The organism is Lactobacillus colini (genome assembly GCF_017874575.1).
GTDB lineage: Bacteria > Bacillota > Bacilli > Lactobacillales > Lactobacillaceae > Lactobacillus > Lactobacillus colini.
The window spans coordinates 51364-74819 of record NZ_JAGGLU010000009.1 but is presented as its reverse complement, the minus strand read 5'-3'; the positions used below and the strand labels follow the sequence as shown (position 1 = coordinate 74819).

The 23456-nt window shown below is 36.1% G+C and carries 19 protein-coding genes and 1 tRNA gene; 1 reads left to right on the top strand and 19 read right to left on the bottom strand.

Annotation, left to right across the window (positions count from 1 at the left end; translation table 11 throughout):
- Window positions 1–5: 5 nt before the first annotated feature.
- From J2Z60_RS08000 to J2Z60_RS07920, 17 genes are all read right to left on the bottom strand, one after another.
- Entirely contained in the window at window positions 6–1142 is a 1137-nt protein-coding gene (locus J2Z60_RS08000; RefSeq protein WP_209687170.1) for a CamS family sex pheromone protein, read from the bottom strand.
- A 13-nt stretch (window positions 1143–1155) separates the two neighbouring features.
- Window positions 1156–3162 carry an NAD-dependent DNA ligase LigA gene (gene ligA, locus J2Z60_RS07995; protein ID WP_209687169.1) on the bottom strand — a complete coding sequence of 669 codons (2007 nt, stop codon included), beginning with the start codon at window positions 3160–3162 and terminating at the stop codon, window positions 1156–1158.
- 42 nt (window positions 3163–3204) lie between these two features.
- Window positions 3205–5454: a DNA helicase PcrA gene (gene pcrA, locus J2Z60_RS07990; protein WP_209687168.1), complete on the bottom strand. Its 2250-nt coding sequence runs from the start codon at window positions 5452–5454 to the stop codon at window positions 3205–3207.
- Window positions 5455–5549: 95 nt separating this feature from the next.
- A complete protein-coding gene (locus J2Z60_RS07985; RefSeq protein WP_209687167.1) occupies window positions 5550–6569 on the bottom strand; it encodes a hypothetical protein in 1020 nt (339 codons plus the stop codon).
- A 17-nt stretch (window positions 6570–6586) separates the two neighbouring features.
- Window positions 6587–7210: a glycoside hydrolase family 73 protein gene (locus J2Z60_RS07980; protein ID WP_209687166.1), complete on the bottom strand. Its 624-nt coding sequence runs from the start codon at window positions 7208–7210 to the stop codon at window positions 6587–6589.
- Complete coding sequence (locus J2Z60_RS07975; RefSeq protein ID WP_209687165.1) at window positions 7210–7818, bottom strand: ECF transporter S component; 609 nt, start codon at window positions 7816–7818, stop codon at window positions 7210–7212. Before J2Z60_RS07975 ends, J2Z60_RS07980 begins: the two co-directional genes overlap by 1 nt.
- Before the next feature lie 62 nt (window positions 7819–7880).
- Window positions 7881–7965, bottom strand: a tRNA-Leu gene (locus tag J2Z60_RS07970).
- Between the two features lie 108 nt (window positions 7966–8073).
- Window positions 8074–8532, bottom strand: coding sequence for a SprT family protein (locus J2Z60_RS07965; protein WP_209687164.1), 459 nt, complete (start codon window positions 8530–8532; stop codon window positions 8074–8076).
- Between the two features lie 7 nt (window positions 8533–8539).
- Complete coding sequence (locus tag J2Z60_RS07960; RefSeq protein WP_209687163.1) at window positions 8540–9970, bottom strand: lipopolysaccharide biosynthesis protein; 1431 nt, start codon at window positions 9968–9970, stop codon at window positions 8540–8542.
- A complete protein-coding gene (locus J2Z60_RS07955; protein ID WP_209687162.1) occupies window positions 9970–11124 on the bottom strand; it encodes a CDP-glycerol glycerophosphotransferase family protein in 1155 nt (384 codons plus the stop codon). Before J2Z60_RS07955 ends, J2Z60_RS07960 begins: the two co-directional genes overlap by 1 nt.
- 138 nt (window positions 11125–11262) lie before the next feature.
- The gene (locus J2Z60_RS07950) at window positions 11263–13932 is read right to left on the bottom strand and encodes a calcium-translocating P-type ATPase, PMCA-type (protein ID WP_209687161.1); all 2670 of its coding nucleotides are present in this window, start codon (window positions 13930–13932) and stop codon (window positions 11263–11265) included.
- A 174-nt stretch (window positions 13933–14106) separates the two neighbouring features.
- Window positions 14107–14937: an ammonia-dependent NAD(+) synthetase gene (gene nadE, locus J2Z60_RS07945; RefSeq protein WP_209687160.1), complete on the bottom strand. Its 831-nt coding sequence runs from the start codon at window positions 14935–14937 to the stop codon at window positions 14107–14109.
- A gap of 1 nt (window position 14938) precedes the next feature.
- The gene (locus tag J2Z60_RS07940; protein ID WP_209687159.1) at window positions 14939–16411 is read right to left on the bottom strand and encodes a nicotinate phosphoribosyltransferase; all 1473 of its coding nucleotides are present in this window, start codon (window positions 16409–16411) and stop codon (window positions 14939–14941) included.
- Window positions 16412–16481: 70 nt separating this feature from the next.
- On the bottom strand, window positions 16482–17180 hold the full coding sequence (locus J2Z60_RS07935; RefSeq protein ID WP_209687158.1) for a glycosyltransferase family 32 protein: 699 nt from the start codon (window positions 17178–17180) through the stop codon (window positions 16482–16484).
- Window positions 17177–19141 carry a glycosyltransferase family 2 protein gene (locus J2Z60_RS07930; RefSeq protein WP_209687157.1) on the bottom strand — a complete coding sequence of 655 codons (1965 nt, stop codon included), beginning with the start codon at window positions 19139–19141 and terminating at the stop codon, window positions 17177–17179. The genes J2Z60_RS07935 and J2Z60_RS07930 overlap by 4 nt, the downstream gene beginning before the upstream one ends.
- Window positions 19131–20240 carry a glycosyltransferase gene (locus J2Z60_RS07925; RefSeq protein WP_209687156.1) on the bottom strand — a complete coding sequence of 370 codons (1110 nt, stop codon included), beginning with the start codon at window positions 20238–20240 and terminating at the stop codon, window positions 19131–19133. Before J2Z60_RS07925 ends, J2Z60_RS07930 begins: the two co-directional genes overlap by 11 nt.
- 3 nt (window positions 20241–20243) lie before the next feature.
- Entirely contained in the window at window positions 20244–20969 is a 726-nt protein-coding gene (locus J2Z60_RS07920) for a WecB/TagA/CpsF family glycosyltransferase (protein ID WP_209687155.1), read from the bottom strand.
- A 112-nt stretch (window positions 20970–21081) separates the two neighbouring features.
- On the opposite strand from J2Z60_RS07920, the gene tagD reads away from it, so the two are divergent.
- The gene (gene tagD / locus J2Z60_RS07915; protein ID WP_209687154.1) at window positions 21082–21468 is read left to right on the top strand and encodes a glycerol-3-phosphate cytidylyltransferase; all 387 of its coding nucleotides are present in this window, start codon (window positions 21082–21084) and stop codon (window positions 21466–21468) included.
- Between the two features lie 28 nt (window positions 21469–21496).
- Here tagD and J2Z60_RS07910 read toward each other — a convergent pair whose 3' ends face one another.
- Together J2Z60_RS07910 and J2Z60_RS07905 are read right to left on the bottom strand one after the other, a co-directional pair.
- Window positions 21497–22198: a GntR family transcriptional regulator gene (locus tag J2Z60_RS07910; RefSeq protein WP_209687153.1), complete on the bottom strand. Its 702-nt coding sequence runs from the start codon at window positions 22196–22198 to the stop codon at window positions 21497–21499.
- Between the two features lie 93 nt (window positions 22199–22291).
- Complete coding sequence (locus tag J2Z60_RS07905) at window positions 22292–23407, bottom strand: hypothetical protein (RefSeq protein WP_209687152.1); 1116 nt, start codon at window positions 23405–23407, stop codon at window positions 22292–22294.
- Window positions 23408–23456 lie beyond the last annotated feature (49 nt).

Sequence of the window (23456 nt, the reverse complement as noted above, 5' to 3'; positions counted from 1 at the left end):
GCCTCCTATTCACCATCAAAAACGTGCTTGTAGTAACTATCATCTGCGGAATTTTTGACAATTATTGCCTGCACTTCATTGACTGAGCTAATCTCAATTTCAATTGGTACATTATTAGGCAAATATTTCTTAGCTGAACTCTCTACTAAACTAGCAAAGCTCTCTACTTGAGCATAGCCAAAGAATTGAGTAGTAACCTTAATACTCATCTTACTCAGCTTATCATCTTGATAATAAACCGTTGCAGTTACCCCACTAATATTAGGGAAGTAATTCTCAATTGAAGTCTTAAAGTTATTGAATGCAGATGAGTCGCTAGAATTAATTGCCTTATCGTTACCGACAGTTGGTAGCACTTGGCTACGATTATTGACTGTTTTCCACTCATTTATTTTACTACTATTTGCATTTGCAATTCCATATGCAAAATAATTACCACCAACAAGTGAATCTTTATCGGTTTTGCTAAATAAACCAATTACTAATGTAACATTTTTTAAGCCTTTTTGCTTACGTAAACGTGCAACAATTTTATTAGCTGCCTGTTTACCAAAATTTCTTTGTTCTGCCCGCGAAATATCTTGATGATATTCAGTACTGCTCTTGCCCTTAGTGTAGTAGTCAACTGAATTCAAGGCTAAGCCTAGGCTCATACCTGAAATTTTATAGCTATTGCCTGATTTAACTAAAAAGTCTTGTTCTAAAATTTGATCTAAAATAATTGGCGTATAGTTCTTAGTTCCAGTTGATTGAGGATTAAGACCACTAGAATTGCTTTTAGACTTACGGTTTAGCCAGTCAGTTACTGTAGTTGTAGATAATTTCTGACCTTCTTGAAAAACATACTTAGTAGTAGAAAAGTTAGCGTGAGAAATTGACATCAATCCTGACTCTAATGCTCTTTCATCAACATTATTGTCGCTAGTATTTACTGTCAAGCCTTCAATTGGGCTAGTTACATATTGTCCGTCCTTCAATAGCACATTATAGCCGTCTTTATCAGTACTAGTAGTTTGGTAGCCTTTTTTCTTAGTTGTAGAAGTAGTTGAATTATTAGCTAAGTCCGAATTCTTTAAATTACCACATGCACTTAGACTTAGTGCTGCAGCTAATAATGCCACTGTTGCGATTATTCTTTTCAACTTATGATCCTTCTTATCCATTAATTTTAGCAATTGCTTCAGCTTCTGTGAGCATTGGAACTTCTAGCTTTTCAGCTTTTGTCTTCTTGGAGCCAGCATCTGCACCATAAATTAAATAATCAGTCTTTTTAGAAACTGAACCAGTAACCTTAGCACCTAAAGCTTGCAGCTTTTGAGTAAATTCACTACGCGTAAAGTGCTCTAGTTTACCAGTTAAGACAACTTTTTTATCTTTAAAGAAATTATCTGGTGCTTCTTCTTCACTAGTTCCTAAAAACTCCAAGTTAACACCACTATCTTTTAACTCTTGGAGGAGCTTTTGAACTGAAGGTTGTGCAAAGTATGCCACAATTGATTCAGCAATAGTCTCTCCTATTGTATCTATTGTTGTCAATTCTGGCACTGTTAAATTACTAATCTTTTCCAAGTCTTTATATTTTTCAACAATTAAGCGTGCAGCTTTTGCACCGACATGGTCAATTCCTAAGCCATTGAGAAGTAATTCAGCTGAATTATTCTTACTATTTGCAATCGAAGTTAATAAGTTAGTAATTGCCTTATCCTTAAAATGATCCAGTTGACTTAATTGCTCTTCATCTAAGTGATACAGATCGGCTACATCCTTTACTAAGCCTTTAGCAATTAATTGCTTAACTATCTTAGGACCTAACCCCATTATATTCATCGCACCACGTGAGGCGAAGTGGGTAATCCCTTCTTCAACTTGGGCCGGACACATCGGATTGATACAGCGAAGAGCCACTTCATCTTGCATATGGACTAATTTTTGCTTGCAAGAAGGACAGATTGTAGGGATTTCATATGGCTGACTATCCTGAGGTCTTTTAGATAGGACAACTTGTGAAATTTCTGGAATAATATCGCCAGCCTTATGCAACAGTACTGTATCACCAATTCTAACGTCTTTTTCCTTTAGCATATCAGGATTATGCAAGCTAGCTCTAGATACAGTAGTTCCTGCCAATTGTACTGGATCCATGACAGCAGTTGGTGTCACTACCCCAGTTCGACCGACAGTCCATCCAATATTACGAACGACCGTTTCTTGCTCTTCTGGTGGGAACTTATACGCAATCTCCCATCTTGGCACCTTAACAGTGTTGCCAAGTTCAGCCTGCAAGCTTAAGTCATCAACCTTTAAGACAATACCATCAATACCATAGGTTAGACTATTGCGCTTTTGGGTGTATTCATCAATAAAGTTAAATACTTCCTCAAGTGAAGACAACTTCTTACCTGTCTCATTAGTATGAAAGCCTAGTTGGTGCATCCCCTCAATAGCCTGATGCTGCCCAGTAATTCCCTGTGGAGGATTAACCCAAGTATAGATAAAAGTACTCAAATCTCGCTTCTTAGTAACCTTGGGATCTAGTTGACGCAGCGAGCCTGCCGCCGCATTTCTAGGGTTAGCAAATACCTGAAGACCCTCACTATCACGCTGTTCATTTAACTTGGCGAATGCTTCTTTGCCCATGTAACATTCTCCCCTAACTTCAGTAGTTAAAGGCTCTGGCAATTTCTGAGGCACGTCTTTAATATAACGGACATTAGCTGTTACATCCTCACCTACTCGCCCATTACCACGAGTAGATGCTCTAACTAACTTACCTTCTTGATATTCTAAGGATAAAGACAAACCGTCGATTTTCAATTCAACATTATAGGCAACAGGATGACCGACAGCTTTTTGAATTCTTTGATCAAATTCTTGTAACTCATCTTTAGAGAAGACATCCCCCATAGAAAGCATCGGAATAGGGTGGTCTACTTTAGTTAACTCACTCTTTAAATCACCACCAACTCTTTGAGTGATTGAATCTGGAGTAACTAGTTCAGGGAATTTTCTTTCAAGTTCTTGTAACTCACTATATGTCTTGTCGTAAACAGAATCCTCAACTACTGGGGCATCTTTTGCATAATATGCATCAGCCCAGTCATTAAGTTTCTTTCTTAATTCGTTAACTTGGATTTTAGCTTGCTCAAGTGATAATTCTGTCATTTTTTATTACCCTTTGTTTAAAATAATTGCTCTTAAGCTTAATTATATCTTTTTAATTGGGGCAAATGCAGCTAAAAGGCGCTTTTCACCAACTCTGTTAGAAAAGATAATATCTAATTCCATATCTTCTCCTGTGCCACTGACCTTCTTAACTAAGCCGCGTCCCCAGGCCTTGTGTTCCACTTGATCACCAGCTGCCCAGGACTTCTTATCTGCTCCAACAGCACCGGTAGGCTTTTTAGGAGTATATACCTCTATATTGGCTCTTTCATGTTTACGAGCAAATGGAACAGTCGTCTTTTTCAGTCCTCTGCCGGCAGCTATAATATTGCCACTAGCAGGATTAATTTGACTAATGTCTTTATCATCAATTTCATCTAAAAAGCGTGATGGTTCATTGACCTGAGGGCGTCCATACATCATTCTTGATACCGCATTAGTTAAGTAGAGCTCTTGCTCTGCCCTAGTAATACCCACATATGCTAGACGGCGTTCTTCCTCTAATTCGTTATCGTCCATTAATGCACGTGACAATGGGAAGATACCGTCTTCCATCCCAATTAAGAATACAACAGGGAACTCTAGTCCCTTAGCTGCATGAAGCGTCATCAAGGCTACTTCATCGCCTTGATTTTCTAAGTCATCTTGATCACTTAATAGCGTTACTTCTGATAAGAAATCACCAAGCGGGGTAGAGTCTTCACTTTCAGGTTCATAACTATCGTCGAAACTCTTAGTTACCGTTAAAAATTCATCTAAGTTTTCTAAACGAGTATTAGCTTCTAAAGTATGCTCATTCTTTAAAGCATCAGTATAACCAAAAGTAGCTAAGATCTTCTCTGTGACTCCCGTTACACTATGATCCTTAGCATAGGCGATTGTATCTGCTAACTTAACTCCAAATTCATTTAGTGTCTTATGTGCCCGTCCCGTAATTGGCGCTAGAGCCAAATTCTTAAATGCTTCTAACGCAGAAAATTCATTTTGACTAGCAAAGGTGTTGAACTTTTGCATTGTAGTGGGACCTAGACCGCGCTTGGGAACGTTGATAATTCTATTTAAACTCATTGAATCTGAGGGATTTGCGACAATCTTAAGATAAGCTAGGATATCTTTAATTTCTTTACGGTCGTAGAACTTATGGCCACCCACAATCTTATAAGGGATGTTGGACTTGACTAGAATTTCTTCGACACCACGTGATTGAGCGTTTGTCCGGTATAAAATAGCAAAGTCACTATACTTACGTTTGCCCTTTTTCATCTCTTCTTGAATCTTAGACACAATAAAGTGTGACTCATCCTTGCCACTTTGAGCATGATAGTAATTGACCTTCTCGCCATCGCCCTTATCTGTCCATAGTTTCTTAGGCTTACGATTAATATTATTCTTAATTACAGAGTTAGCAGCGTCAAGAATATGGCCAGTCGAGCGGTAATTCTGTTCAAGTTTAATAGTATGAACATCATCATCTTTGTAATCTTTTTCAAAGTTCATGATGTTCTCCATATTGGCGCCACGCCAACCATAAATCGACTGATCTGCATCCCCTACCACACAGATATTCTTATACTGAGCGGCAAGTAAGTGACAAAGTTGATACTGTGCTTCGTTAGTATCCTGGTATTCATCAACTAAGATATAGCGGAATTTATTTTGATAATAGTGTAAAGTTTCTTTATCTTTTTTAAATAAGACTAGCGTCTGCATAATCAAATCATCGAAATCCATAATCTGGTCGCGCTTAAGTCGATGTTGATATTCCCTGTAGACCTTAGCTGCGATCTTATCAAAAGGGCTACCAGCTTGCATTTCTAGTCCATCTGGAGTAAGTAAGTCATTCTTGGCATTTGAAATCGTCCCTAAAATTGCACGTGGGTCATACATCTTCGGATTAATATTCAAGTCCTTCAAAATCCGCTTCACTAAAGTCAATTGTTCGGCAGAATCCGCAATTGAAAAGCTAGTAGAATAGCCAATCTTATCGGCATCGCGGCGCAAGATACGCACACATAAGGCATGGAATGTTGAGATCCAAATATTGTCAGCCACCGATCCTAAAAGTTGATGAATACGTTCACGCATCTCAGCAGCTGCCTTATTAGTAAAAGTAATTGCTAAAATGTTCCAAGGAGCAACGTCCCTTTCTTCAATTAAATAAGCGACTCTTCTAGTTAGAACAGACGTCTTACCACTACCAGCTCCTGCAACTACTAAAAGAGGTCCTTCAGTACATTGCACAGCCTTCTGTTGTTGAGGATTTAATCCTGCAAGAATTGATTCTTCGCTCATTGCTTCTCCTTTACCTTTACATAAAAAACGCTCAAATTGACTTAACTATTATAACAAAAAAGATACTAGACTTAACTAGTATCTACTCGCTTAGTTTAATTAAAAAATTGTTTCATTCTTAGCAAGTCATTACTAATGAGATCAACACTTGCCAGATCTGAATAATTAAATTCCTGAATATTATTACTTAATCTAAAATCATCAATATTACTTAGATATAACTTCTTATCTTCTAGCTTAACAATCTTGCCTGTATTAACGTTGTCCAGCTGATAATCATTAATTGTTACCATGTCGCCAATTTTGCTTTGCAAAAAGCTGTCAATACTAATAGATTGATCAAACTGTATTAGCTGACTCCTTAAATTATTAAAGTCAAAACTACCATTTTTTATTTGCCACTTTTTCAAAAAGCTATAGTAACTTAATAATTCAGTATCTTGGTCAGTATGAACAATGTAATTGCGATTAATAAGCACATATGAATCTAATTGACCGATATCATTAAGGCTTTCTAAGACTAGATAATCATCATTGTGAAAAACTACCGCTCCAATTAGTGCTTCACCGAACCGTTCATCATCTTCATAGTCTAAATATAATGCTACTAAGTCATCTTGATTACTACTTGCTTCATGGTAGATATTTTCTAAAATGTTTTTAATATCATTAATACTAATGCCCACAATGTCTTCAATTGGAATAACAAGCGGATATTCTTGGTTATTCAACTTAAAAAGCACTTTTAAATTATCTGCTTTTAAAACATGACCAGTCAAATCATTGCCGTTCTTGGTACTAACAGTTATAAGTTCATGAGTTGAAATTTTTGCAAGTAACGATTCAAATGAGTCAATATCCAAGCTAAGAAATGATGAATTTAATTTTTTTAAATTAAAAATATCTCTTACTTTAAAGTGATTACAGAAATCAAGCTCAGGTGAATCCTGTTTAATTGTCTTAATTGCTGAATTCTTAATATATTCTAATCCACCTAAATTTCCATCTGCATCTATTGATTGCAATACTACAAATTCTTGATTCTGATCAACTATGTAGCCAATATAATAATCATTCGTATTAAGATTTAAAACTATTTTTACTAAAGATACCATGATTTAACCTCACCTCTTTAATCATATTGATTCAAATTATACTTCTCAATAACGTAAATTAACTTCTCTGCATAACCTGGATCAGTCGCATAACCATCTGTTTCCAATGCTTTAGCTTGGCTACGGTAATCTTTAGCATTTAGAACATGGCGATATTGATTAGGGTTCCATGTCGTCCCATTTATAAATAACTTAGTATGGGCTTTAATTGATGCTTCATAAGTATCATATACTTGAAAGCGCCCACTAATTACCTGCCATTGTCCATTGACATATTCTTTAGTAGTAAGCACCTTAGTCTTATTAGGATCAGTTCCCTTCACACCAAATAAATTATTATACTTTTTAGCAAGTTGGCTTTGGCCATAATTACTCTCTAAACAAGCTTGCGCAATTGTAATACTGGGCAAGATTCCATAAGCCTTATCCTCTCGCTGGGCAATTGGCGCGATTACCTTAATAAAATTATCCCGGCTTTGCTGGGCAAATTCTTTTTCTGTTTGTGCTTGGCGTAAATAATTATCATAGGCCATCTTCTTAATGTAGTAACCTAAGCCAATAATCAATAAAATAATTGCGATAATTATACCAAGAGATTTTAATCTTAATTTTTTCTTTCTTCTGCGAAAACGTCTAGTCATTAGTGCATTCTTCTAGTAAAAACTTTCTGCAATGGTAAGACAATAATCGGAGTAAATATTCCTGCAAAAATTGCTTCCAAAATTCCGTTAGTGCCTAATGCTACTAATAAGATCCAGATTAGCGTGCCATTATTGTGAGCTTGTCCTAATGCATTAAGTAGTGCTTCGGGATGAGTCATAAAGATTAATGAACTCAAGCACACTACTAAGATTGTATTAGTTAAGGCCCCCAATATGCCAGCTAGGACATAGATTACTGATTGTCCTTTATTCTTGGAAAACATCCCAATCAAGCCTGCTACTAATCCTGCCCCAGCACGTGGCAAAATGGCAATTAGAGGATTCCGAAATAATATCAAGCTTACCATACTACTTGGTTGGGTATATGCCAATACCATACTTAAAATACCCCAAAATAAACCTAAACTAAAGCCAAATTTAGGACCTAATAAACTACCCGCTATCGCTAAAGTTAGCGGCAGAGTAGTAATTGCTGGCAGGCCCGGTATTATCGTCAAGTAACCTACATAAGGAACAAAAATCTGAATGATAATAATAGCAATAAAAATTGCAGCTATTGCTAATCGTTGAGTCTTATTATGGTTCATTATTGTAACTTTCCTAAAATTAATTATAAAAAAAGGAAGCCGAATCTCGACTTCCTTAATAGTGCGGGCGAGAAGACTCGAACTTCCACGATCTAAAGCGATCACAAGATCCTTAGTCTTGCGCGTCTGCCATTCCGCCACGCCCGCGTACTCAATTAATATACCAGAGATTTCATACTCCGTCAACCTCAAATTGAAATTAATTGAGTACTTATGGTTAACAAGTGATATATCTGCAAAATACCCTTTCTAAAATTAATTCATCAATCTATTCAAACGTAATTTTCCTCCGCATATTCCACAGCGATATTTACGAGTGTTAACTTTCCGTACTCGCGCATAATGATGATGACAATTGACACACTCATAGAGATAATTTTTCTTCTGGATTCTTCTTAAGCCAATATCAGGAGCGTAGCGACTGCCACCTACCTTAGCTAATAGTTGCTTAAAGTCACGATTGCGGTGCTGATAGCCTCTTTTTAGCAAGTGCAAATGATAATGAGTTAGCTCATGCTTAATTATTCCTACTAGTTCACTACGATATTTATCTTCCAAAAAATGCGCATTAATATCAATATGATGGTCACTAAGAAAGTAGCGCCCACCTGTTGTCCGCATCCGTTTATTAATTTTTGCCTGATGTAAAAATGGTCGCCCAAAATATTTTAATGATATTTGTTCGACCAATTCTTGTAATTGTTGTTGATTCATTTATTATCTAAGATCTTTTTAAAAGCTTCTTTGTAAACTTAATGATGTCTTGATTAAAGTCTAGCTTAAATATTAGCATAATAGCAAGATATACAATAAACATAATAGCTGACTTTATTGCCATATTTAAAAAGGCTGAATGAATGATATTCGGCCATACCATCCCTACACCGAAGCTAATTAGCCCAATCAAGAAATAATATGGTATATCATGAAAAACATAGCCAAATTCATAGCCATCGCGAACGATCCATAATCTTAAAATTAAAACAATAAACTCAGTTACTAAGATAGCAATCATCGCACCTGCAGCGCCATATGATTGATCCAAAAAATAAGACAAAACTATCTCTGAAACCGCCCCAATAATTACCGGAATTGCATAATCCTTATCTCTCGAATTAGCCAAAGCAAATTGGTTAGCGAATACCCCACCCATTGGAATCATAATAATCGTCAATGTGAAAAAGAACATTAACTGCGTCATCGGAATATACTGCTCACCAAAGAAAAAAGGCACAAACTGCTTGGTATTTGCCATTACAATTACTGCAAATAAGGTACCTAGCATGGTCGTTGCTTCAAGGGACTTTTTCATAACGACTTTTTGGGTATCTTTAGCTTCACTGGCCATCTTAGGCATAATAACCAGCGAGATCGAAGTTATAATCCCCAAAATCATATTAGAAATTCTTTGCGAATTGTCATAGTAAGCAACTTGAGTAGAATTCTGAAAAATCCCCAAAATCGGCTTATCTAAAGAAGTATAAATCTGGGTCGCAATTTGTGGAATTAATAAGGTAATAATTGCCTTACTAGTTTCTTTTAAACGATAAAAGCTCTTAGTAGGACCACCAACATAATTATGAATATCAAACCAAAAGACAAACGAACCTAACATGGTTGAAATAGACATAATTAAGATATATTTCCACAAGTCAGCGGGATTCTTAACCAAAAGCAAGATCAAAACTACACTAACTAACTTAACTGCTGTATTCTTCAATACTACCCGGCCAAAATCTGCCAATCCTTGAAAGAACCAAGAAATATCAAACTGTGCCGAGATTAAAAATGGTACCATCAGCAGTAATTCCCACCAATATTTAATTCTAAAAATAATACAAATTAAAATCGTAATTAAAATTGTAATTGCTCCAGCAAGAGCCTGAAAATACCATAGTCCCCAAAAAGCCCTAGTTAATTCTGCTGGGCCATCAGTATTTCTAACCCGTGAAATTGTCCTCATTCCAATATAAGAAATCGACAACATGCAAAATACCATCAAGAATTGAACAGTATTATTTACGCTACTGTAAATTCCATACTTACCAGGTCCCAAAACACGTGATAAATACGGCACTGTAATCAATGGTACTAAAACTAAAAAGATTTGATAAACCGCATTATAGAGAATATTTAAGAAAGTTTTCTTCATTACTTCACCTGATCTAGCTTAAGGAATTCACACACACGGCGACAATTTTCATCTTCTGGCAATGAATCAGACAGCTTTAACCAATATTGCCGCTTGGCTCTCATTTCTGCAGAATCCATCTTCTCTAAAGCAGCTATCAATTCAGTCTGCGAGTTGATACACTTACCTGGTGCAATTTCTGCATAAGGTCCTATCAATAATCCACGCGTCTTTTCATATTGCTTCAAAAAGTTGGTCACAAACAAGATTGGCTTATCGAGGTGTAAGTAATCAAAGTAAATTGATGAAAAATCAGTCAATAAAAAGTCCGTCAATCCCAGCAACTCATATAAATCATAATTATTGTCAAATAAGTAATCATTATTCATAAAAGCAATATTTGAAAACTGGCTATCAAAGTTTTTAAACATCTTCATTTCATAGGGATGAAGTTTAACAATTAAGTATTGATGCTTTTCTTTCAAGGCATTATTTAACTTTTCAACTTCAAAATCTTCAAAAGCAAAAAAATTCCCGTCCTCAATTTTTTTCATAATTGACTTGTCTTCCAATTCATAGCGGAAAGTCGGCATATAAATTCCAATTTGAGCTTGAGGATCAGAGCTTTTAAACAAATCTTGTAAAAAATCTTCTTTAGAAATAACTGGTTGTTTTAAAGCATCTAAACGTGGAAATCCTAGCTTTCGATATTTATCAGTAGAGATTGCGATACAGGCGCTCATCAAACTCTCGTATAAGTCAGAACTTGAGCTAACGACATCCGCACTGGTATACCACAATCTTTCATTGCGTTGATTATCTTTACGCAAAGTATTGTTTGCCATCAATCCCATTCTCTTTAAAGGAATTCCATGCCAAAATTCAATATCTATTTGGCTGCTTTTAATCTTAAAGGGTTGGTGTGTAGTAAAGATATACTTAGCTGCTCCGATCCTTTTCCAAGTAGAAAAAGGCAAGTGAGAAGATGGCCAGGGCTCTACCAAGGTTACATCAAGATTGGGATAATTTTTTTGCAAATATTTATAAAAAATATAGCCATTAGAGCCTGATCTCCCTGCACCATTTAAGATTACCGCTGCATTCTTCTTAGTTGGTATTAAACCTGCTAAGAACTTCATTACACTTAAATACCATCTAAAAAATAAACTTTTCATTGTTTCTCAATTCATTCTTTTTTATTTTATTCTAGCAAAAGTACCTATAACTAAGGCGACATTTTTATTATTTTTAACATCTATTTATTATACAAAAAAAGAGTTGAAATTAAATTCAACTCTTTTTCGTCTATCTAATTATCTATTCATTCTTCTTTGGAAGAATTTAACAACTTCAACAATAATAATCATCAAGCAGCCTGCAACTAAGACAACTAGCCATTGACTAAGATTTAACTCAGTAACATTAAACAACTTAGTCAAAAATGGTAACTCAACTGCAGCCATAATAACAGCAGACACAATGATCGCTTTATTGAACCACTTATTGGTAAATGTCTTATTACTAAAGATTGACTTATGAATAAACTTAGAGTTAATGGCATGGAATAATTGAATTAATCCTAAAGTTAAAAATGACATTGTTAAGGCATCCCCATGTTGTAAAGCATCATTACCAACATGAGGTCCAACATGAAGCCCGAATTGGTATGCAATTAAGACTAATAATCCCTCCAAGATACCTTGGTAAATAATAGAACCAGCAACTCCACCAGAGAAGAAGTTAGAATTGCGGCCACGTGGCTTTTTCTTCATAATTCCATCTTCTACTGGTTCAACTCCTAAGGCAATTGCCGGAAGTGTATCAGTCACTAAGTTAATCCAAAGTAATTGCACTGGTGCTAAGATATCCCAGCCAAGCATAGTCATCATAAAGACAGTTAATACTTCACCAACATTACAACTCATTAAGTAAAGAATTGCCTTTTGAATATTGGCAAAGACCTTACGTCCCTGCTTAATAGCTTCAACAATCGTGGCAAAGTTATCATCAGCTAAAACCATATCCGCTGCGCCCTTCGATACTTCGGTACCAGTAATTCCCATACCGATACCAATATCTGCTTGCTTCAAGCTTGGTGCATCATTAACCCCGTCACCAGTCATTGCGACAATCTTTTCATTTGCTTGCCATGCCTTAACAATTCTTACCTTGTGTTCAGGTGATACTCTAGCATACACGCTGTAGTCAGCAACATGCTTAATGAAGTAATCATCAGATAACTTATCAAGTTCTGCACCAGTAAGGACACCATCATTATCACCAGGATTTAAGATTCCTAGCCGGCTAGCAATTGCTGCAGCCGTTACTTGGTGGTCACCAGTAATCATAATTGTTCTAATACCAGCATTCTTAGCTTCTAATACAGCAGCTTTAGCTTCTGGACGTTCAGGGTCAATCATCCCCACAAGCCCGGCAAAGATTAAATCTTGTTCAACATTATCAGTAGCTGGCTCATCATAGAGCTTGTCGATAACCTTATAAGCAAGACCCAAGACACGCAATGCGTTTTCAGCTAAATCTTGATTGGTAGCAAGAATCTCTTCTCTTTGTTCTTGGGTAATTGGGGATATTTGACCATTAATTTCAATTGAAGTTACCCGCTTGAGTAATTCATCAGGCGCACCCTTCACAGCAACAAAAAACTTACCATCTTGATATTTATTAACCGTAGACATTAATTTACGCTCTGAGTCAAATGGCACTTCTTGCAAACGCGTATCTTGACTTAATAGCTTTTGCACATCAACTTTTTTGTCGAAGGCGTATTGAATAAGAGCCGTTTCAGTAGGATCACCTAGTAAGTTACCGCCGTTTTCTATTTTAGTATCATTAGCCAAAATCATTGAAAGCAGGGCTGGATTATCTTGATTGATCTCTTCATTATCGCTGTGAACAGTTGCATCATAGTATATCTTTTCAACTGTCATTCTATTTTGGGTTAATGTACCAGTCTTATCTGAGCAAATAATATCAGTAGCACCCAACGTTTCAACGGCTGGAAGTTTTCTAACAATTGCTTTGTGCTTAGCCATAGTCTGCGTACCCAAGGCTAAAATAATCGTTACAATTGCTGGCAAACCTTCTGGAATTGCCGCTACAGCTAATGATACTGCTACCAAGAACATGTCAATCATTAGCTTGTTCATGGGTTCACTGCCTTGCTTAGTAAAAATACCTACGATAAAGACAATTACACAGATTGCTAAAATCATAATCGTTAGGGTTTTACCTAATTGATTCAGATTTTGCTTTAGGGGAGTATCTGTTTCATCTGCTTCATTTAGCATTGTGGCAATCTTACCAACTTCAGTATTCATACCAGTAGCAGTAACAATTCCCTCACCACGACCATAGGTTACATTAGTATTTGAATAAGCCATGTTTACCCGATCGCCTAAGGCAATGTCATCTCCTTCAGGAATGTCTGTTGACTTTTCAACAGGGACTGATTCACCAGTTAAGGCTGATTCTTCAATCTTCAAGCTAGCTGCCAATCCTAAACGCATATCAGCAGGAACAACATCACCTGCCTCAAGCAAGACCACATCTCCTGGTACAATCTCAGTACTAGGAACTTGCAGAACTTCACCATCTCGTCGCACATGGGCTACTGGAGTTGACATTTCTTTTAATGCATCAATAGCTGCCTCAGACTTGGCTTCTTGGACTACGCCTAAGATTGCATTGATTAACACAACAATCATAATAATTGCTGCATCGGTCCATTCCTGTGCAACAACACCCGACAAGATAGCAGCTACTATCAACACAATAATCATGAAGTCTTTAAACTGATCGATGAACTTCATAAATAAACTACGTTTTTTCTTAGCTGCTAAAGAATTAGGACCGTATTCTTCTAAACGTCTTTTAGCTTCTTGCTTCGATAAGCCTGTTTTGAGGGAAGTCTTTAATTCCTGCTCAACTTCAGGCATCGTCTGATCATAATATTTCGTAAGCAATTTCTCCTCCTGTAATAAAAAAAGACCTATGTCCATTACTGGCCATAAGTCTCACATATTAAGATAAGCCCAGAGAACATTAATTCTCGGTTGTTGAACTTATCGCAATTACTTGCCGTTACTCCCTTATTGCATACTCTATTATAAAATTTATGCAAAAATTAGCAAGTTAAATTATTTTTTATAAAATGTATCAAAAATAGTTACTGGTAAGTGACGTTTATGCTCGCTCTTCTTCCACAATTTTTCAATTTGTTCAGCTGCCTTTTCACTTACTTGTTTACCTTCTAGATAATCGTCAATTTCTTGGTAAGTTACACCAAGTGCTACTTCATCTGGAAGATCTGGTTGATCTTCTTCTAAGTCAGCGGTTGGTGCCTTTAAGTATAAGTGCTCTGGGCAGCCTAATTCCTTAAGCATAGCCTTACCTTGGCGCTTATCTAAACGGAACAATGGTGTAATATCAGCTGCACCATCACCATACTTAGTATAAAAACCAGAAAAGTTTTCTGCGGCATGGTCAGTCCCAATTACAGCACCATGATTAGCACCTGCAATTGCGTATTGAACAACCATTCTCTGACGTGCCTTAATATTACCCTTGTTAAAGTCTGTAATTTTTTGACCAGTTGCTTCAACAACTTTAACCATAGCATCAACCGGCTCTTTAATATTAACAATTAAATCTTGGTCAGGCTTTTGAAAAGCAATTGCATCTGCTGCATCGCTAGCATCTGCTTGCACATCGTATGGCAAACGTACAGCGATAAATTGGTAAGAATTATCGCCAGTTTCTTGGCGCATTTCTTCAATTGCCATTTGAGCTAATTTACCAGTTAAGGTAGAATCTTGCCCACCAGAAATTCCTAAGACATAACTCTTTAAAAAAGGATTTTGCTTTAAATAGTCCTTCAAAAAATCAATTGATTTACGAATTTCTTCTTTAGGATCAATTTCTGGTAAAACATGCTCATAGGCAATGATCTTTTCTTGTAATGGACGCATTTTAGTAACCTCTCTTAACAATCTTTGAACGAATACTATTGATCAAGTTCACTTTATGATCATAAAGCTTTTGCGACAGATCTACTGGATAGTCTTGTGGATTCAAGGCACGCTTGTATTCATCCCACAAGCCATCTAAGTTATTAGCCGTAAAGTCTTTAATTTCTTGAAGACTAGGTTCGTTATAAATAAGTTTACCATTTTCAAAAATAGTTTGAAGTAGTGGTCTAGCAGTAAAGTTCGTAACTACCTTATTAATGTAGGTATATTGCGGGTGAAACATAAACAAGGCATCGAATTTTCTTGGATCTTCATCATAGTTTGAAACCCAATCACCTTCATTTTTCTTAGCTGCATTAGCAGAAATACGCCAAACTTGCTTTTTACCAGGTGTAGAAACTTTAACTGCATTTGAAGAAATCTTAAGCGTATCTTGCATGATGCCATTTTCATCTTCAATTGATACTAGCTTATAAACACCACCTAAAGCAGGCTGGTCAAAGGCAGTAATTAATTTAGTACCTACACCCCAGACATCGATTTTAGCATCTTGCATCTTTAAGTTTTGGATGGTCTTTTCATCTAAATCATTAGAAGCAAAAATCTTCGCATTTGGGAATCCCGCATCATCTAATTGTTTGCGGACTTTTTTGGAAATATAAGCCATATCCCCTGAGTCAATGCGGACTCCTTGGAAGTTAATCTTGTCGCCCATTTCCTTAGCGACTTTAATAGCAGTAGGAACGCCGCTACGCAAAGTATCATAAGTATCCACCAAAAAGACACAATTCTTATGAGTTTCCGCATAAGCTTTAAAGGCCTTATATTCATCATTATAGGCTTGCACTAGGGCATGAGCATGAGTGCCGGCAATTGGAATTTTAAATAACTTACCAGCTCTAACATTACTAGTCGCATCAAAGCCACCAATATAAGCAGCCCGGGCACCCCAAATAGCGGCATCAGTATCTTGGGCCCTCCGCGTACCAAATTCCAGTAAACCGTCACCACCAACTGCAACCTTAATTCTAGCTGCTTTAGTTGCAATTAAGGTTTGGAAGTTGATGATATTCAAGAGTGCTGTTTCTACAATTTGACACTGGGCAAGTGGGCCTTCTACTTGAACAATTGGTTCATTAGCAAAGACCAATTCACCCTCTAGAGCACTACGAACAGTTAACTTAAGCTTAAAGTTGCGAAGATAATCAATAAAGTCATCATCATATCCTTCTTGCTCTTGCAGATATTGCAGGTCGCTTTCTGTGAAATGCAAATTACTTAGGTAATCAATTACTCGGCTTAAGCCAGCATTAACTGCATAACCATTACCAAAAGGTTCTTTTCTAAAAAATAGTTCAAAAACGGCATTTCTTTCACTTATTCCTTCTTTGAAATAAGTGTACATCATGTTGATTTCATATAAATCCGTATGCAAAACCAAGGAATCGTCTTGGTCAATTTGTTTATTTAACATTGTTCCTCACTAATATAACTTTTTTTATAATTGTTTGTCTCTATTATAGTCAAACTTATTCAGATAGCAATTACCTAATTAATCTAGCATATAGGCCGGCTTCAAATGGCGTTTTTATATGCAATTTTAACTTAGTTACAATCTTTCTTTTTAGGGGCTTTTGACCTTCCATCCAAGTTCCAGTAAAGATATGGATTGTCTTAGAATTTTTTGAAGGATTGCACAACACTCCATCAGGATAAACGTGGATTCCGTATGGCAGCCACTGCTCTTGATTGTTAGGTTTAGCACCATATTTTTGCTTTAAAATTTCTGAAACAGAGACTGTATTAACACCGGATAATTGGTTATTTTTGTCAAATTCAAAGTTTCGGTCATCATAATAATCAAGCATATCCTTAATTAAGCGATGCTTAGGTTCAGCGCCAAAGACAGCAGTAAAGGGATTGTCTTTATTTTCAAAACCGACAAAAGCCCGATTCTTCAATAATTCATGTAAATTATCAAGTACTAATACATCAGTATCTAGATATATTCCGCCATATTCATAAATCGCCTTAGCACGAATATAATCAGACACAAAGGCCCATTTTTTAGCTTGATAAGCTTGTTCAACATACTTGTTCTCATGAATATCGAAATTGGTCTCGTTCCATTCAATAATTTTGTAATCTTTTAAGTGTTTTTGCCATGTTTTCATACAAGTTTGGATACTTTTAGGCTTAGGGTTACCGCCTACCCAGACATAATGAATAATTTTTGGTATCATCTTTTTTCCTCTATTGTTATATAATCTTTAATCGTAAAAAATTCTAAAATTCTAGCTAATCTTTTCTTTTGACTTGGTGCTACTTGCATTATTCCTGGTCCTTGCTTTAAATATTGCATAAAATCCAGATAAAATGTATCAAGTCTATTTTTGTCAAAGTCTTTTTCAAAATCTTCCATATCACTACCGTCGTATAACTTTAGTTTGGCAGGCAATGAAATTGTAATTGCCTTTTCAGGATCATAATTTTGAGCGAATTTAGCAATTGCAGTCAAATAAGGATGGCTTTGATTCGACTTAGCAATTAACTTAGGGGTGATATTTTTTAACTTAGTTCTACCCATCTTAAAAAATATTATCCCCATACTAGATAAATGCATCTGCCTCAAGAATTGATAAATACGTGCTTGGCTATTAAATGAATTAATCTTAAAGTTAGCTAATACATGATGTAGAGTTCGCAATTGTCCTGATAAGTTAACTAGGTTTGGTTCTAAATCTAATCTCGTCTTAATGCCACATTTTAAACCAACAAAGTTAGCATTAGCCATCCTTAACCCAAGATTATTGTTAACATTATACCAAGCCGGAAGATTATTAATTAGATAGTTTTTCTTAACTGTAGTTTCAAAAATATCCCTTCGCCAATAAATATATGGTACAAAGATGTCCTTACCTCCTGTTAAGGCTAATTTAACTACTGTAGCCCAACTATCATAGTAGGCTGGCGGACGAAGAATCTCATGGATCCTTCCTAGCCGATTCTCTTGCTGGATACCAACAAAGATCCCGTCACACTTCTCACCGCACAGATTGGTCATTGCCCGATAAAAGACGTTATGATCATATAGCGCATCCTTAGGATCAAGAATATGGCAAATATCACCGCTAATATACTTTAGCCCATATCTTACTGCATTCAAGCGCCCATGATGCTTAACAGAGAAACATTTAACTGGCATGCTGTTATATTTTAAATAGCGTCTAAGATATGTCAGTGTCTTATCGCTAGAGCCGTCATCAACAACGACTACTTCCCAATCTTGATAGCTCTGTATCCTAATTGACTGTAGTGCTTTAACGATAGTTTTTTCATCATTATGGGTTGGAATAATAACTGAAATCTTGCGATGGCTGCTATCCAAATAAACCGAGCCAAAAATATTAAATAAATTAATATAAATCACCAGACAAAAAGCTAAAAAAGCAATATTTAAGCTTCTTGGTTGACCAATGAAAATCACCATTTCACTAATTAAAGTAAAATATCCAATTGCAAAAAATAAGTGAATCGTTGCAATAATTCGCTCCTGCATCTTACAAGCTAACCAGGCTAAAACAAGAATAACCGGCAGGGCTAGTGCTTCTATTTGCCAGGCAACATTGTCAAATAGAAATAATGGCCATTCAAGTGTTACCCATGTTATGGCACATAAGGTTACAGTCAAGTATACAATCAATAAACTTAGCCGAAACTGCTCGCTAAAAGTAATTGCAAATCTCTCTAAGTACAGCGAGAGCATAATTAATGAGGTAATCAATAATCCCCAAGCACCAGCCGGTGGGAATACATAAGCCAAACAATTTAAGTTAATGGCGATTAATAAAATATTCTTTAAAGTGAAGTGCCTTTCTAAAAAATACAGACTAGCACTCGTGGTCAATATCCCCAACTGATAAATTAACTCTGGCGTCTTAATGCTCAACCAGCCACTCAGATCTATTAAATTCAACAGCCACAAGTTAACACTCAGCCAGGTCGTAGCTTTCTCTAAAAACCACTGGTCAATATCCTCTATATTACTTGTTGTCAAGGCTAGAACTAACACCAAGGCATAAAAAGTATTTAGACTAAAATTTAAACTTGATTCTCCCCAAAAAAGATTCACAAACTGCAAATAAATGGGCGCAATACTGAGCCAAATTAACAAAAAATTTAAATTTCTACGCTTAGTCACCATAATTATCGCCTAAGATTGATTTGTAATAATTAGTTACTACCAGCAATTGATTTTTCATTGAAAATGTTCTAGCTAAGTATTCTTTTTCTCTTTTAGCCATTTCTGCTAATTCTAACTTCGACTTAGCAACTGCCTTTTCAAGCTGTCTAGTGATTGAATCTAAGTTGCCAATTTCAGCTACAAAACCATAATCATCATTTGGGATCATTTTTTCAATATCGCCAACATCAGTTGAAAGAATTGGTACTAAATTATCACTAGCTTCCAGCAAAACCAGCGGAAAACTCTCTGAATAAGATGTTAAAGCAGCTAGATCCATCTTCCTATATAATTCACGAATCTGCTTATGATCCAAAAATCCATGAAAAGTTACTTGCCGACTAATTCCTAAATCTCTAGCTAGCGCCTTGAGCTTATTAAGCTGACTGCCGTCACCAACTAAGTGCAGGCGCAAATTCGAATTATTTAAGCTTTGAATTGCCTTTAGTAATAAGTCTTGTCCCTTTACTTTCTCTGATCTAGCAACATTAATAACATTAAAGTAAGGATGGGCATATTTGCTAGGGATTTCAATATTATCATTGAAGAAGATACCATTGTAAATTACATAGATTTTCGTCTTTTTAATACCGACCTTTTCAGTTAAAATATCCGCAAAGTTCTGGGTAATAGCTAATATGCCGTCTGCATTTTTTAGAGCTTGTAAATTTAATTTAGTAAATATATTACCCAATATCCCCCTTCCTTCAAAATCTTTTAGAGGGTCTGAATGAACAGTAATCAACCACTTAGACTTAATCCTCTTCTTAATTAATGAAACATACAAGTTAGCACGGGCGCCATGAGTATGGACAATATCATAGTGTCCTTGATTAATGAATTTAACTAACTTACTCAAAGCCTTTAAGTCATAGCGACTATTGGCATTTAAAACATAAGTCTTAATTCCCGCTTTTCTAGCAGCTTGGCTTACGGGACCATCCGCTAAAGTCAACAATTCGAAGTCTTGGCCTTCTTTTTTTGCTTCACTTAACAGATTGACAATATGAAATAATCCGCCGCCCTTTTCTAGACCTGCATTAATGTGGAGAATCTTCATCTTTTACCTCTTTTTATTTTTCTTTACTTCAATAACGAACTTCGGTAATACCATCATCCGCTTAAGACGAGTTGGATTGGTAATCAAGCGGTAAAACCATTCTAAATGCGACTTTTGAAAAAGTTCAGGGGCACGCTTTACCTTACCTGAAAAAACATCAAAACTCCCCCCAACTCCCATCATCATTGCTGGTAAGTTATCCCTTCTCATAATAGCAATCAATTTCTCCTGCCTTGGAAAGCCTATCGCCGCAAAAACCATATCAGGTTTAGTAAGTTCAATCTTTTGGGCAACAGTATTTAAATCATCTTTAAAATAGCCATCTTGGGCACCAACCACCTTAATATTGGGATAGTCTTGAGCAATTCTTGCTTCAGTGGCCGTAATCACTTCAGGCTTAGCACCAATTAGATAAACCTTCATCCCTCTTAAATTTGCCACATGCAAAAACCAAGTAAACAAGTCATATCCTGTTACTCTTTCAGCAATTGGGGTGTTTTGCATCTTTCCTGCTAAAACAATACCAATTCCATCGGCAGTCACATAATCTGCATCACGCTGGATAATTTCCATAAACTCATGGTCTTGGTTAGCTGCCATTACGATCTCTGGATTAGCAGTTACAATCATAGTTGAGAGATGATTATTTAAACGACTAATAAATTCATTTTTAAATTCTGACAAAGAATAATTATCAAAATCAATTCCTAATACTTTTACTTTATTCATTTTTATTACTCAAATTTTTAAACTCAATGTCAAGTGTCACTGTTAATTAACTATTATATTTTAACAGATGCGTCATTTTTGATAAAATACAGGTAACATTAAGGAGAAAATTATGAAAAAAGTTATTACTTATGGGACTTTCGACTTGCTTCACTATGGTCATGTGCGCTTACTTAAGCGTGCTAAAGAGCTAGGCGACTACCTAATTGTCGGCTTATCGACCGATGAATTTAACGAATTCAAAAAACACAAAGAAGCTTATAATAGCTATGATGAACGTAAATATATTTTAGAAGCAATTAAATATGTAGACGAAGTCATCCCTGAAAAAGACTGGGATCAAAAAGTCCATGATATTCAAAAATACGGTGTCGATACCTTTGTCATGGGAGATGATTGGAAGGGGCAGTTTGACTTTCTTAAGCCTTATTGCAACGTAATCTACTTACCACGAACTCCCGGCATCTCAACTACTAAAATTAAAAAAGATCTTAAATAAATAAGCTAGGTCACAACGACCTAGCTTATTATTTTGCAAATGTAAATTCAAATCTTTCAGCTACATAGAAAGCTCGTACATATTCAAAGGGTCTACCATCGCTAAGTTCAGTTACTTGGCGACGAGTTACTAATGCTTCGCCCTTTCTGACTGAGAGCAAACGGGCATCATTTTCATTAGCAATTGAAGCACCGATATTTTCAGTTACATTGCCAATTTCATAGCCGCCTTTCTTCTTTAAAGTATCATACAGACTAGTAGATATTTCTTCTTTTGAAAAGTCTTTTACTAGATTATATGGTATAGCTGCTACTTCATAACAAATAGGAATGCCATCAGCTGAACGGACACGCTCCATTCTTAAAACATCATCATCTGCTTGGATATTGAGCTTTTCTTTTTCTGATAGTGATGGCTTAGTTATCCGATAAGATATTAAGTTACTTGATGGGACCTGACCATTAGAGCGAGTAATATCAGTAAAGCTCATTACACCAGACATTTTTTCTTGTACTTTTTGGCTGGCAACATAAGTGCCGCTGCCTAGCCTTCTCTCTAAGATTCCTTCATCCTCAAGTGTCTTAATTGCCTGACGCAGTGTCATACGCGATACATTAAACTTCACAGCCAGTTGGCGCTCTGCAGGAATTCGTTGACCGACAACATACTTTTTATTTTCAATATCACGTTTAATCTGATTATGAATTTTTATATACATTGGTTCTTGCATAATTAAGTGCCTCCTGGGTTCAGTTAACTAGTCTAATTAATATTATAAATAAATTGGTCTAGTTGGTAAAGATGTATTCAGACAAGCAGCTAATTAACTCTTTACTTCCCAAGCAACGCCAACAATATTAATATTATCCTTCTTATCACATTCAACTTCTAAGACATCTTGTTTACTATCAGACAGAATATTTAATATTACCTTAGCATCATCTTGAACTGCTATTGTCGAATTGTCCGCATTAATAACTAAATCACGCCCCCGCATCGAAGCTGACCCATTCAGAGCAATAAAATATTTAAAATTAACACCACTAGAAAATGTCACCCTAGTCGCATCACAACTAGCCCGATCTTGAAAGTCGGCATGACTATTAACTGTACTATTGTTAATAGTTAGCTTAGCATCGTCACATACGATTAACCGATCTAAGCTAGAATTTTGCATAATGGTTCGCGTCTCCTTATCTATGAAGACCCCACCTGCAAAACTGCAATTAACGATATTTACCCATGAATCTTCTGAAATATAAAAGCTCGAATCACTGTCACTAGTAATTTTTGAATTTAACATATTCATCCAGGTCTGACCATGTATTAAGCCAATTGTTACTTCAGAGTTATTTAAGTCTACTTCACAATTGGAATTACTATAAGTACTAAGACTGCCCTTGATAATTGAATTAGAAATTATCGCTGTTCCCTTGCCCTGAATTCCAATTGCCGAATACTTTTCAGAATTATAGTCGACTAAGCAATCATTCATTGTCATTCTGAAATTAGCGCTAGCAAAAAGAGATATACTTGCTCCCAATACCTTCACTGAAAATAGCTCTAATGTACATTGACCATTTACTGCAATTGCAGCAGTATTATCAACGCCACCATCTAAGACAACATTTCTTAAAGTTAGGTAAGTATCAGCACTATTTTCAACAAATAAAGGATTATAATTGCTTTTTGTTTCTAAGCAAAGATTCTCCATAGTAAAGAAATTACAATCACCACCCAAGATAAAATTTCCATCAATAATAGTATCTTCGGGGCTACTACCGGTCCCTTTAATTGTTAAATCGCAAACTTGCATCCCCTGCTCTAATTTATAATATCCAGGTTCCAAAAGTAACACATCATCAGCTTGAACATTCTTTAAGGCATACTTCCATTCAATTCCGTCACCACGGGCGCCAACTTTAACAAGTTTTGTCACTAAAATCGTGTCCTTTCTATTTTTTCAAGAATATATTCTACTACCTCGT

Excerpts from the sequence above, each read along its gene's own strand:
- J2Z60_RS07980 (WP_209687166.1), bottom strand. The coding sequence starts at position 7,210 with ATGACTAGACGTTTTCGCAGAAGAAAGAAAAAATTAAGATTAAAATCT.
- J2Z60_RS07940 (WP_209687159.1), bottom strand. The coding sequence starts at position 16,411 with ATGTTAAATAAACAAATTGACCAAGACGATTCCTTGGTTTTGCATACG.
- ligA (WP_209687169.1), bottom strand. The coding sequence starts at position 3,162 with ATGACAGAATTATCACTTGAGCAAGCTAAAATCCAAGTTAACGAATTA.
- J2Z60_RS07935 (WP_209687158.1), bottom strand. The coding sequence starts at position 17,180 with ATGATACCAAAAATTATTCATTATGTCTGGGTAGGCGGTAACCCTAAG.
- J2Z60_RS07925 (WP_209687156.1), bottom strand. The coding sequence starts at position 20,240 with ATGAAGATTCTCCACATTAATGCAGGTCTAGAAAAGGGCGGCGGATTA.
- tagD (WP_209687154.1), top strand. The coding sequence starts at position 21,082 with ATGAAAAAAGTTATTACTTATGGGACTTTCGACTTGCTTCACTATGGT.
- J2Z60_RS07910 (WP_209687153.1), bottom strand. The coding sequence starts at position 22,198 with ATGCAAGAACCAATGTATATAAAAATTCATAATCAGATTAAACGTGAT.
- J2Z60_RS07960 (WP_209687163.1), bottom strand. The coding sequence starts at position 9,970 with ATGAAGAAAACTTTCTTAAATATTCTCTATAATGCGGTTTATCAAATC.
- J2Z60_RS07965 (WP_209687164.1), bottom strand. The coding sequence starts at position 8,532 with ATGAATCAACAACAATTACAAGAATTGGTCGAACAAATATCATTAAAA.
- J2Z60_RS07975 (WP_209687165.1), bottom strand. The coding sequence starts at position 7,818 with ATGAACCATAATAAGACTCAACGATTAGCAATAGCTGCAATTTTTATT.
- J2Z60_RS07920 (WP_209687155.1), bottom strand. The coding sequence starts at position 20,969 with ATGAATAAAGTAAAAGTATTAGGAATTGATTTTGATAATTATTCTTTG.
- J2Z60_RS07985 (WP_209687167.1), bottom strand. The coding sequence starts at position 6,569 with ATGGTATCTTTAGTAAAAATAGTTTTAAATCTTAATACGAATGATTAT.
- nadE (WP_209687160.1), bottom strand. The coding sequence starts at position 14,937 with ATGCGTCCATTACAAGAAAAGATCATTGCCTATGAGCATGTTTTACCA.
- pcrA (WP_209687168.1), bottom strand. The coding sequence starts at position 5,454 with ATGAGCGAAGAATCAATTCTTGCAGGATTAAATCCTCAACAACAGAAG.
- J2Z60_RS07930 (WP_209687157.1), bottom strand. The coding sequence starts at position 19,141 with ATGGTGACTAAGCGTAGAAATTTAAATTTTTTGTTAATTTGGCTCAGT.
- J2Z60_RS07955 (WP_209687162.1), bottom strand. The coding sequence starts at position 11,124 with ATGAAAAGTTTATTTTTTAGATGGTATTTAAGTGTAATGAAGTTCTTA.